The organism is Methanohalobium sp., assembly GCF_018609725.1.
Taxonomy (GTDB): Archaea; Halobacteriota; Methanosarcinia; order Methanosarcinales; family Methanosarcinaceae; genus Methanohalobium.
In genome coordinates, this window is the sequence record NZ_JAHENT010000038.1 from 1 (window position 1) to 10,825 (window position 10,825).

General features: G+C 33.0%; 14 protein-coding genes and 1 tRNA gene. 6 read left to right on the forward strand and 9 right to left on the reverse strand.

Features of this window, described 5'->3' with window-relative positions; translation table 11 throughout:
• Positions 1–278, forward strand: a 278-nt coding sequence (locus QZ276_RS02125) for a transposase (RefSeq protein ID WP_292484854.1), incomplete at its 5' end; no start/stop codon positions are given.
• 25 nt (positions 279–303) lie between these two features.
• On the opposite strand, the gene QZ276_RS02130 is transcribed toward QZ276_RS02125, so the two are convergent.
• A complete protein-coding gene (locus QZ276_RS02130) occupies positions 304–642 on the reverse strand; it encodes a TIGR00304 family protein (RefSeq protein ID WP_292484855.1) in 339 nt (112 codons plus the stop codon).
• 153 nt (positions 643–795) lie between these two features.
• Here QZ276_RS02130 and QZ276_RS02135 point away from each other — a divergent pair, with 153 nt between their 5' ends.
• On the forward strand, positions 796–930 hold the full coding sequence (locus QZ276_RS02135) for a hypothetical protein (RefSeq protein ID WP_292484856.1): 135 nt from the start codon (positions 796–798) through the stop codon (positions 928–930).
• A 2-nt stretch (positions 931–932) separates the two neighbouring features.
• Here the strand turns inward: QZ276_RS02135 and QZ276_RS02140 are convergent, their stop codons facing one another.
• The gene (locus QZ276_RS02140) at positions 933–1,106 is read right to left on the reverse strand and encodes a DUF131 domain-containing protein (RefSeq protein ID WP_292484858.1); all 174 of its coding nucleotides are present in this window, start codon (positions 1,104–1,106) and stop codon (positions 933–935) included.
• 97 nt (positions 1,107–1,203) lie between these two features.
• A complete protein-coding gene (locus QZ276_RS02145) occupies positions 1,204–1,920 on the reverse strand; it encodes a hypothetical protein (protein ID WP_292484860.1) in 717 nt (238 codons plus the stop codon).
• Between the two features lie 560 nt (positions 1,921–2,480).
• Between QZ276_RS02145 and QZ276_RS02150 the strand changes: the two genes are divergently transcribed.
• The 3 genes from QZ276_RS02150 to QZ276_RS02160 all read left to right on the forward strand — a co-directional run bounded on the left by QZ276_RS02150 (position 2,481) and on the right by QZ276_RS02160 (position 5,161).
• Entirely contained in the window at positions 2,481–3,755 is a 1,275-nt protein-coding gene (locus tag QZ276_RS02150; RefSeq protein ID WP_292484862.1) for a proteasome-activating nucleotidase, read from the forward strand.
• Between the two features lie 87 nt (positions 3,756–3,842).
• Positions 3,843–3,917, forward strand: a tRNA-Glu gene (locus tag QZ276_RS02155).
• Positions 3,918–4,315: 398 nt separating this feature from the next.
• Positions 4,316–5,161, forward strand: a complete 846-nt coding sequence (locus tag QZ276_RS02160) for a DMT family transporter (RefSeq protein ID WP_292484864.1) — start codon at positions 4,316–4,318, stop codon at positions 5,159–5,161.
• Positions 5,162–5,429: 268 nt separating this feature from the next.
• Here QZ276_RS02160 and QZ276_RS02165 read toward each other — a convergent pair whose 3' ends face one another.
• The 6 genes from QZ276_RS02165 to QZ276_RS02190 all read right to left on the reverse strand — a co-directional run bounded on the left by QZ276_RS02165 (position 5,430) and on the right by QZ276_RS02190 (position 10,114).
• Positions 5,430–6,032: an isoprenylcysteine carboxylmethyltransferase family protein gene (locus tag QZ276_RS02165; protein WP_292484876.1), complete on the reverse strand. Its 603-nt coding sequence runs from the start codon at positions 6,030–6,032 to the stop codon at positions 5,430–5,432.
• 224 nt (positions 6,033–6,256) lie between these two features.
• Entirely contained in the window at positions 6,257–6,835 is a 579-nt protein-coding gene (locus QZ276_RS02170) for a hypothetical protein (protein ID WP_292484865.1), read from the reverse strand.
• Between the two features lie 177 nt (positions 6,836–7,012).
• Complete coding sequence (eif1A, locus tag QZ276_RS02175) at positions 7,013–7,342, reverse strand: translation initiation factor eIF-1A (protein WP_292484867.1); 330 nt, start codon at positions 7,340–7,342, stop codon at positions 7,013–7,015.
• A gap of 677 nt (positions 7,343–8,019) precedes the next feature.
• A complete protein-coding gene (locus QZ276_RS02180; RefSeq protein ID WP_292484868.1) occupies positions 8,020–8,424 on the reverse strand; it encodes a DUF1699 family protein in 405 nt (134 codons plus the stop codon).
• 211 nt (positions 8,425–8,635) lie between these two features.
• On the reverse strand, positions 8,636–9,151 hold the full coding sequence (locus tag QZ276_RS02185) for a tetratricopeptide repeat protein (RefSeq protein ID WP_292484870.1): 516 nt from the start codon (positions 9,149–9,151) through the stop codon (positions 8,636–8,638).
• Positions 9,152–9,526: 375 nt separating this feature from the next.
• Positions 9,527–10,114 (reverse strand): VTT domain-containing protein, encoded by a 588-nt coding sequence (locus tag QZ276_RS02190; RefSeq protein ID WP_292484872.1) that lies wholly within the window; start codon positions 10,112–10,114, stop codon positions 9,527–9,529.
• Positions 10,115–10,247: 133 nt separating this feature from the next.
• Between QZ276_RS02190 and QZ276_RS02195 the strand changes: the two genes are divergently transcribed.
• Entirely contained in the window at positions 10,248–10,553 is a 306-nt protein-coding gene (locus QZ276_RS02195; RefSeq protein WP_292484874.1) for a hypothetical protein, read from the forward strand.
• The last annotated feature ends 272 nt before the right edge of the window (positions 10,554–10,825 follow it).

The following is a 10,825-nucleotide window of genomic DNA, read 5'->3' on the forward strand; positions in this document are numbered from 1 at the left end:
ATAGGTTGGGTAAATGGGCGTTCTCTGAACTGACCGAGTTCATCTTATACAAAGCTAAACTGGATGGTGTACCTGTAGTCATTATCAATCCGATGTATACCTCTCAGCAGTGTTCTGAGTGCGGATATATCAACAAGAACAACCGTCAGAAACAGGCAAACTTCAGGTGTAAGAACTGCGGTCATCAAGACAACGCCGACTACAATGCTTCGAAGAACATTGCGCACAGGGGAGCTGTCAGACTTCCTAATGTCCTCCGCTTAGCTTCTATTAGTTAAGAGATGGAAGGACAAGCTAACCACTTTAGCGGTTAGTAGCTGACAACGAGTAAACAAAGGTGAATGCAAATCCTAACAACATCAGAATTATAGCCAATATCATCAGTTTTTGCAATGATTGGTTATCTGAACCAAACACAAGGGGTATTGGTCCTATCATTACAACACCACCACCTTTAACATCTGTACAAGGTTCATTGTAATTTTCAGAATGGTGTTGGTCCTGATAATCAGGTGTTTTATAATAACTGTATTCCTCTTTTTCGTATTCTTTCATTGTGTTTATTATAATTGATATTGCTATAATTATAACTCCGATAATTATGACAAAAAATCCAGTATATATGAGGTATTCACCTGTCATTTAAAACCACATTAATAACTACAGTTTTTCACAATTTAACTATTTCACTACATCAGTTGAATCTGTTAATATAGGCTTTTTATAATAATTATAGAACGACCAAAACCAATTCATAATATTAAAACATATATATTATTATATAGAGGTAGTACCATGGCAGTAACTAAAGAAGATGAAGAACCAAAATCCTGTAAAAAAAACAGTGATAAGAACCTATGTATGTTCATACGCACTGTAAAAACATTCCATAAAATGGCAAAGGAAATGGATTATTGTAAAAAAGGCTAATTTTATCTTTTTATTATCAGTAAATAAACAATCAATATTAACAGTCCAAGCAGGAGCATGCTACTTGTAATTTCTGGTGATGAGCCAAAAACAATAGGAATAGGACCTATCATTATAAGTCCGCCAAAATCATTTTGACCTGTAATGGTTGTGAAAATCATTCCCAGTAATACCATAATAAATCCAATAAAGATTAACAGAGAGCCAAGTTTGAGAAAGTTTGATGTCTGCATAGTTATGTAAGTGCAGTTTTATAATTTTTATAAATTAGTATTATCTATAAGTCTGGAAAGTATTTGATTGGTTATGAGGCACATATCCCATATTGTCATTCACATTTTCATTAACGTATTCATCCTCAGTTCCCAAATCACCTATGTATTTGTATTCTCTCTGGGTTCTGTTACCCCGACGTTCAAGCAAATTTTTGCGATACATCCTTGAAAGGTAGGTAGAAACCGTGCTTAATTTTATTTTACCATAGATTTTTTCGTATTGCTCTTGTATGTCCTGTGATGAGAACCATACACGAGGATATTCATATTTAAGAAAAAGTTCCAGACGCTCGTTAATTGTAAGTGTCGCATCATTGAGTTTTTCTCTTAATGACGGAGTTTTTGGCTCTTTATTAACCATTTGCTGGTTGTTAACAGGTGCAAAATTTTGTGGTGACTGCTGATTTACTGGTGCTTGATACTGTGGTGGCAGGTTGTACTGTGTATTGACTGGCTGTTGCTGAACAGGTTGTTGGTATTGAGGTTGTTGTAGTTGTTGATTTGTTGGATAGTACTGGTATTGTTGAGGATAATATTGTTGAGAAACAGTTTGGTTTTGATTAGGCACTTGAGAGGATGAAGATTCGGTCGATGAAGAATGTACATCAATGGTGTAAATGAACTTGGTCAGGTATTCTCTCCAGTTTTCACCAGCAAATTCCACATTTACTTTTTCGTTTCCATAATCATCTATGATTTCAAGCCGGATCTTCATCCTTTTGCCTCGAATGATTAATCCACCAGAAGGTGGATTCGCAAACCATTCATCCCCTCAGATTAATGGTTTAGTATTATTGTGAACAATTTCACGATTGTATATACAAATCGTTTATTCTTGTTGTACCACCAATAGATAAAATGTAATTATTAATATATAAAATTTTTTGTTGAAAAAGTGTGTTAATTTGTATTATGGTATAATGAAAACCTCAGAAGTCCTCATTATCTTGAAAACTTGATATAAATTTGTATCCATTTATTATCTAACAATTATTTTGTGTATACAGATATTTAAAATATACTCATGGTCAACCTTTATTTAATCTAAGATATGCATAAAAAATAATAATTTGTAATAAGGATGGATTTGTTTTTGAATATAAATGATTTAAAACCATTTGATTGAAAATAAAACATTTTAAAACCCTTGAATACTTAATTTGATTATATTATAAGGATAAGTAGAAGGCATAGGTTAATAAATATGGGAAAACTATAAGAGGTATCTACTATTTTGTGAATACTATACAAAAATGAAAAACATAGGTAAACATCATGACTACATCTAATTCAAGTTCAGAGTCAAATCCGACGACAAATAAAGTAAACTCTAATAACGAATATGATGAGCTTGAAAAAAGTGAATCATTAGATACAGAAGATCTGGAAAACAAAGACATCGACACATTAATCAGTGATATAAAATCCTTAAGAGTACAGAATGAAAACCTAAGAGCTAATCTCCTTGATGCCAATATGACAATAAGTAATAATGAAGAGGAGATTGAAAAACTCAATAAACAAATAGACCAGCTTTCTAAACCGCCTTTGTTTGTAGCAACTGTGCTGGAAATAAATGATGATACAGTAGTTTTAAGACAGCACGGTAATAATCAGGAAGTTGTAACTAATGTACCATCAGATTTTAAAGAACAACTGGAACCGGGAGTTCGTGTCAGTGTAAATGCTGCTTTTTCAGTAATATCTGTCATCAGTAGAGCGGCAGATGTACGGGCACAGATAATGGAAGTTATTAATTCACCCGGTGTAGATTACGATATGATTGGGGGTCTTAATGACATAATCCAAGAAGTAATTGAATCGGTACAGCTTCCGTTAACAGAACAGGAATTATTTGACAATATAGGTATTGAACCTCCAAGTGGAGTACTGTTATATGGTCCACCTGGAAGTGGAAAAACCCTGATAGCAAAAGCAGTTGCTTCACAGGCAAATGCAACATTTATACGTATGTCCGGATCAGACCTTGTGCAGAAATTCATAGGTGAAGGTGCAAGACTTGTCAAGGACGTCTTTGAAATGGCAAGAAGCAAATCGCCATCTATACTTTTTATTGATGAAATAGATGCTGTAGGTGGCATGCGTACACATGATGGGACAACAGGTTCAGCAGAAGTAAATCGTACAATGCTTCAACTCCTTGCAGAAATGGACGGGTTTGACCCGAAAGGAGAAGTTAAAATAATCGCAGCTACAAACAGGGCTGACTTGCTTGACCCCGCCCTGCTACGTCCTGGCAGATTCGACCGCCTTATAGAGATTCCAAAACCTGATAATAAAGGACGTGAGGATATCTTAAGAATCCAGACCAGAAAAATGAACCTTTCAGATGATGTGGACTTCACCAGATTGGCTGATATGACAGAAGGTTTAACAGGCGCTGATTTGATGGCACTTGTGAAAGAAGCAGGTATGTTTGTCCTGCGAAGACGTGGTAACCAGATAAACATGCAGGACTTTTTGGATTCCTACGAAAAAATTGTAGAAGAGGAAGAAGTACATACACCTATAGGTGGAATGTTTGGTTAATTTGGTAGGTAATGATTTTTACCTACTTTTCAAAACGAAAAATTAATATTACTTAAGTTATCTTTGAGAGTGTTGTTGATTGTATCTGCTCCGATAGTGTAGCACGGCCAATCATGCAGGACTCTCACTCCTGCGACTGGGGTTCAAATCCCCATCGGAGCATCCTATTTTTAGGTCAATGTTTCACATTATACTGGTTAATTTTAGGGATTTAATATTATCACAGATTTTTAAATTTTATTTTTATGAATAAAATTATTTTCTAAGAAAAAATGTTGGTGAAATAAAGCCTCAAGCCATCTTCATTTTTGCTATTTAGGGTGCAATTGTGTTCAAATTTATTAAATGTTAAATATTGTACTTTGCAGAGGTTCTTCTGACCTATGAACTACTGAGTTAAAGTGCATTCCTATTCAATAAGTCCAAAAAGAATTATAACTATAAGACTGTATGGCATACTGGCTGAATAACCACAAGACCGTTTTACATGGATTCTACTTTTAGCTATGACCTAACAAATAATACATAAAAAGCATATTTATAAAGACTGGAGATATAAAATGATACCTATTGAAACTCTTGCAGTTAGTTTTGGAATTGCATCTGCGGTATCATGGGGTACGGGAGATTTTGTAGGGGGATATGCTACCAGAAGGACAAGTGCTTATTCTGTAGTTCTGGTTACACAAATCATGGGTATTATTACATTTCCAATTCTTGCTTTTACTTTTTCGGAGAGTTTACCTTCGCTAAACAATATTATATGGGGTGCTTTTGCAGGATTTTTTGGAGCTGCAGGGTTGATATCACTATATACGGGTCTTGCCAAAGGAAAAATGAGTATAGTTGCTATTCTGGCAGCAGTAATATCGATGATTACACCTGTAATATATTCAGTTTCAAATGAAGGTATTCCTTCAATTTTTAAAATCATGGGTTTTATTTTTGCATTTATTGGAATATGGTTTATTGTTAGTAGGAATGTAGAAACTAATTTAAAAGCAAAAGATTTAGGGTATTCATTACTTGCAGGTACTTTATTTGGTTTGTTTTTTATAGCCATTGATAATTTCAGTGATACTGCAATTTACTGGCCATTAACAGTTTCAAGAACTACAGCATTTATCATGCTCACAGGATTCATAATGTTAACAAAGACAGTAAGTAAACCTAATCCTAATGTAATATTGATAGTTGTCCTTGTAGGGTTATTTAATACAGGAGGAGCTGCCTTTTTTGCACTGGCTTCAGGAGCTGGAAGGTTAGATGTTGCCACTGTTCTATCATCACTAAGTCCTGCAGTTACAGTATTGTTGGCATGTATATTATTAAAAGAACAACTTGCTTCGCGTCAATGGTTAGGAGTTATAGCCGCTCTAATCGCTATAATTTTTCTATCGACCTGACATTTAGCACATACAAATAATGGATAAATATAATAATTGTTTGCTTCTATTTTTTAATAAAAGCAGTGGAACATATAGAACAAAGCAAATCAAGTGTGGCCAAATGAGTGTATAATGATAAACTTATTTTCCCGTTACAATTAGTGTTTGTTAATTCGGTGTCATATATAATAGAAGCAAATGAATCTGATACAAAATACTTATAATCTGTTTTTATTCTACTTTTTTACTCATTTTTTGATTGTAAGTCTATATAATGATTAAGTTTTTAATAATGTCCCCTTAAATAAGGGATTATTCTGTGAACTCGTTTCTGGTATTCTCTGTATTCGTCACCAAATTGGGCAATAAGTCTTTTTTCCCAATGTAGTGACCCTAAATACAGGTATATGGTGGTTAATACATATATGACAAGTAAATTGAGAGTCATAAATGGTGTAATCCAGATAATAATAATCCCTGAAAGTAAAAACGGGTCTCTGATCCATCGGTAAATTCCTTTGATATTTAAAGCGCCTGCTTTAGGGGTGTTTGGACCGGATAGCTGAGAGTGTATTTTAAATCTATGAGGAGCATCCAGCAAAGCTCTGGGGGCTACAATTGCAGCGATTACTTGTCCACCAACCATTATCCATCGCCATGGAGAGGGTACTATATATAGAACTGGTCCTGGATTATAAACCAGCAGGTAGATTAGTGGAGAAATAGTCAGCACCGCTATAAGGCTGTATACTGGCATATACAGTGTATCTGCTTTAGAACCTATAAATTGCATAAGTCGGCGTTTAAAAGGAAGGCTTGCCAGAGCACTGTGTATAACCGCAAATGCCACCAGACAAAAAACTAAAATAACTGTGGAAGATAAAACCAGTTTTGATACTCTCCATTATTTTATTTGGATAAATTGTATATACCATTTGCGATTTGATTTTGGTCTAATTATTGGTGTATATATTCTGAATACAATTTAAAATTAATTTATTTTACATTGTGTCCATTTTTAAAGTAGCAAGTTAAGGTGATAAAACATCATATATAAATTATGTTTGTAATTGCCAGCTATTCCATCGAAAATATATTTATTTAATAATTTTGTTATTTCAGTGGGTTTTTATAAGATGTTTTAGTTTTTTCCTGCAAATCATTTGGTACTTTTCCTGTTTTTTGCTTTTTAGAATATATATTAAATAATAATCCAGTATTTGGAAATTGTTTTTTGAATTGTTTTTTGGTTTCATCCATAATAGAATCTGGTATTTCTTTCATCCAGTAACCATTATTAAGGTTGGTTGAAGCAGAACCACAGTACTGGTGTAAACTCAAGATAGCTTTACCATCAAGCTGATCTGCATTATCTATCTTATTGTATTCTGATAATCTTTTGACCAAATTTTTTATCTCTTCACTTTCATATTGATAGATGCAGGCGTTCCAGCCCATTCCACTATAATCCGGTTTTTTAAAACCTGATTCATTTTCATCTAAATCTTTTGTATAGGGTGCATCTGTATAGGGGTCTACACATATTAATTCTATAGATTTTGCACCGCTTTGTATATATGTATTGTATATATCTTCCAAAAATCTTTCAGGTACTTGTGGGTTTAAATCAGGAGTTCCGTACAGAGATGCTAATGGACCACCGCCTACAGAGACAACGAGATGTTTTTTCATATAACCACCTTTAAAAATTATTATATACTAACTATATATTAAATTAATATTACTATATGGTGGATAAATTTTTCCAATTCTTATAGGTGCAGTTTATAGATTAAAAAAAGATAGTTGAGTGGATATTTTTATTAATTCTGTGTTACCAAACTTCAGAACCATCAGGGTAATTTTATCTTATCCTTTACTTAAGTATCCCTTTTTATCTAACCACTCAATCTGTGGTCTGGTATATTTCCAGATGACATCAGCTTTTTCATCCTGGAAATCCCAGGGTAGTGCTATAACAATGTCCCCTTCACGAATCCACATTCTTTTTTTCTTAGAACCCGGAATTCTTCCCATTCTTTCAGTTCCATCCATACACTGGAGCTTAACTCTTTTTCCGCCCAGCAGCGTAGAAACAGTAGCAAATACTTCATTTTTATCTTTTCGTGGAGTACGAACCCTTGTAACAGCAGGGGCATCATTTGATTGTTTACGGTTATTATTTCTATCCTTTCTCATATTACTTTTATAGTTTGCCAGATTAATTCCTCTTTTTTGTGGATGTGGATTTATCAGGTTAAAGTTTAAAATCTACTGGATAATAATACAGGAAGATTTATGCATACAATCCAATTCAGGGTAAAAACTTAATTGCAACAATCCTACAATAAATCATCCATATAATTTACTATAAAAAACAGGTTTTTGCTTTTTCAATAACATATTATATGTATATATAATATATGAGCTTAAGTTATATAAACCCATCCATCAATTTAGATATAAACTTTTAACACCTTCAAATATAAAACTAAGTTTTAGCACAAAGTATTCCACTAATTTTTTAGATAAAAAGTAAATTAAAACCAATAATTTATATCTGAAAAATACAGGGCAAAGGGATAAGATGAGTCTCAGGGAAAGTTATATTCCTTTGCCAATTCTAACTTGAAAGTTTGGTTTATAAATTTTTCTTTTTGCTGACATAATGGAACAATCAATAGTTTAATTTTTAATTTGCTTTAAATTTAATTACTTATTAAATATAAAAACTTTTATCAATTAGAAAATATTTAGAAATAATGGAGAGTTATTAATGGTAATTGATGTTAACTACCCCTTTATTAGCTCCCATCTACTCTAAAGATAGGGATTTACCCTATCACTATTTAGATAAAAAATAAAAAAGTAACGAATCAGGCATATTTTTGTTTTATCAGAAATTCAACAAAATCAGGGCCCAATTTAGTTTCTTTTTTCATTTTCTCAACAATTTCATTATCAGACAGATCTTCATCTTTGAGTTCCTTTATCCGGTTGTATATGTTATCTGATACTTCAGAATACTCGTTTATGTCCTTTCTGTGACCCCAGACATCACCTTCGAGCAGGTCTATGCCCTGCATGTCAAGAAACATTTTTGCAGACTCTGAAAGAGTACTTTTATATGAACTTGGTATATGAAGAGCTTTAAGGTTTGTACATTTGGACACTATTGAAAATATATCTGTATTGGATGGTCTGAAAGCCAGATGAACCATTTCTTCGTTTTCATCCAAATTCTCTATTTCATCTTTAGAACTTAATACACGGATTTTCATAAATCATCCCTTACTATTCAGTGGTTTTTTGTAAAAAAGTTCAAATTACCTTATTATCGGATTAATAATTTGAATCAATAGCTGATAGATAAACCGGTATTTAAAAATTATTATTTTTATTTTGTTGAAAAGTTATTGGGGTAACGGTTTAAACAATAAAAAGAGGTTATAAATTTTATAATTAATTTGCCTACTTTCTGAAACGAAAAGCTTAATCAGCTTCTTTTTCTAGTAAGTTAACCAATTCGTTAAGTTTTTCATTTTCTGGGTCAAGATGTTGCGCACTTTCAAAGTCCTGAAGTGCATCATGGAATTGATTCAGGTCGTAATAGTTAAACCCTCTGGCAATCCAGTAATAAGAATTGTCGGGGTCATAACTTATCAAATCATTAAGTATTAGTATTGAATCGTGGTAATTGCCAAGCTTTGACAATGTTATTGCTTTTGCATATAATACCTGTAGGTTTTCCGGTTCTAACTCAAGTATTTTATCATAGGTAATCAATGCTTCGTCGTAACGCTCCAGAAAACTTAGAACATTGGCTTTGCTCAGCATTACAGGTGTATAATCGGGGTATTTATCCAAAAGCTCATTGCATAATTCCAATGCATCTTCAAACTGCTCATTTTCAATATATTCTGATAAGTTTGTAAGTTTCTCGTAGAGTAAAATTTGTTCTTCGTTGTTTATTGAATCAGTATTTTTGTTGTCTTGATTCGTTGGCATATAAAAACCTGCAAAATATTAATTAATAGTAAAATAGCTATCTTTTTGACATAAGCACAGTAAAATTGAATTCTGTGAGATGCTTATTTTTTAAGCTGTACCCTGTAGCGTTGTTCTGAAAGATAATCTATTGCATAGTACAGTACTAGTCCACCCAATATCACACTAGCCAAACTCATTATATATGGCTGTACTTCCCATATATAGCCTATACTAAATACTGCAATGTATAGCAAGATGGAAGTGATTAAAAGTGATAATGTTTTCATATTTAATACTATTTATGTCAGCCTTAATATTAATGGTTTGGGTCAGCAAAAATTTTTCTAAGTTTTTGTTTTAAATGGTTTGACAAATAAAAAACCAAGTTGTGATTCAGGTTAAAAAATTAAACCCTATCTGTGATAGAGTAGCCATAATTGATATTAGTGCAAAATTTCCTAACAACAATGGAATTATCATATATTTAAGAGGATAACCAATTACAGCAAGAGTAAGAGCCAATAAATCACTCGGTAATGGTGTAAGCGAATATGTGAAAATAAGAACACCTATATATCTGTCTTTTATTTTTTGAACATAACTGGAAAGTTTCCTCATCCCCCATCCATACCTTTCAGGGATGTATTGTTTGCCCTTTTTCCCAAGATAGTAGAATAATAGGTCACCCAGTGTAAGACCGATACTTGCAAAAACACCCATGTATACTGGGTCTGCTCCTCCTGCAGAAAGTGTAACAAGGGTGATGTAGAAACTCGTGGATGTAAAAGCTGATACACCCCCAATCATTGCCAGCAAAAACGCCAATATGTAAACATTCTGTACACCGACTTTACTGACAATCTCACTGGGTGGATAATAATATAGTAAAATATTCCAGAAGACTATAAAGGTAAATATAAGGATGATTATTACCCTGTCATGGTTTTTATTTTGTTTCCACCCATTACGGAAATTTTTCATATTAGGTTATTATCCTTTTTAGGTTTAATACTTGATTATACCTCAGGTCTAAAAAATTATTTGATACATTACCATAACATTAAATTGGATGATTAATCGTTTTGTTTAAAAATATTTTATTGGAAGGATGACTATGAATAACAGTCAAAACAGCCAAAAAAAGGTTAGATGCTCCTATTGCAACCGGACAATCACCGTTGATGAGATATACTCCAGTTATGATATTATGTCCAACCTAAAAAAAATGTGTACTGAAAAGGATGTGAATACAAGGCTACAGTACTTTTGTTCTATGGAATGCGAGGTATTTTTCAAAATCAAAAGTTACACGGTTGCAGGTATTGAGAAGAATCAGATAGTTGATTTATTGCTAAATGATTTTCAGTATTCTAAAAATGATATCTTGGATATAGTGGACAAATATTTCATGGAATCATAAAAAAGAGGGGATGGTTTTGCAACCATCGTGGAGGAGTATTTTAGAACACAGAGTTTTGTGTATATTCTCCATAACCATACATAACCATATAAAACTTACGGCTAAACAGAGTTAACCAGCAATTACTCCATTTTGTATTCTTTTTCAGCAACATGAAGGAAGAAATCTGGTTCATTCTCTTTGTACGTCTCTTTGAAATCCCCGAGAGTTTTTATTTCCTGGAATCCGACCTCATGCAGAAGTCTTCTTGTGTAATCTTTTCTCAATGGAAA

Bases quoted from the DNA above. Each gene is read 5' to 3' on its own strand.
- QZ276_RS02145 (WP_292484860.1), bottom strand. From the start codon at position 1,920: ATGAAGATCCGGCTTGAAATCATAGATGATTATGGAAACGAAAAAGTA.
- QZ276_RS02190 (WP_292484872.1), bottom strand. From the start codon at position 10,114: ATGAAAAATTTCCGTAATGGGTGGAAACAAAATAAAAACCATGACAGG.
- QZ276_RS02180 (WP_292484868.1), bottom strand. From the start codon at position 8,424: ATGAAAATCCGTGTATTAAGTTCTAAAGATGAAATAGAGAATTTGGAT.
- QZ276_RS02160 (WP_292484864.1), top strand. From the start codon at position 4,316: ATGATACCTATTGAAACTCTTGCAGTTAGTTTTGGAATTGCATCTGCG.
- QZ276_RS02140 (WP_292484858.1), bottom strand. From the start codon at position 1,106: ATGGTATTACTGGGAATGATTTTCACAACCATTACAGGTCAAAATGAT.
- QZ276_RS02185 (WP_292484870.1), bottom strand. From the start codon at position 9,151: ATGCCAACGAATCAAGACAACAAAAATACTGATTCAATAAACAACGAA.
- QZ276_RS02170 (WP_292484865.1), bottom strand. From the start codon at position 6,835: ATGAAAAAACATCTCGTTGTCTCTGTAGGCGGTGGTCCATTAGCATCT.
- QZ276_RS02150 (WP_292484862.1), top strand. From the start codon at position 2,481: ATGACTACATCTAATTCAAGTTCAGAGTCAAATCCGACGACAAATAAA.
- QZ276_RS02130 (WP_292484855.1), bottom strand. From the start codon at position 642: ATGACAGGTGAATACCTCATATATACTGGATTTTTTGTCATAATTATC.
- QZ276_RS02135 (WP_292484856.1), top strand. From the start codon at position 796: ATGGCAGTAACTAAAGAAGATGAAGAACCAAAATCCTGTAAAAAAAAC.
- QZ276_RS02195 (WP_292484874.1), top strand. From the start codon at position 10,248: ATGAATAACAGTCAAAACAGCCAAAAAAAGGTTAGATGCTCCTATTGC.
- eif1A (WP_292484867.1), bottom strand. From the start codon at position 7,342: ATGAGAAAGGATAGAAATAATAACCGTAAACAATCAAATGATGCCCCT.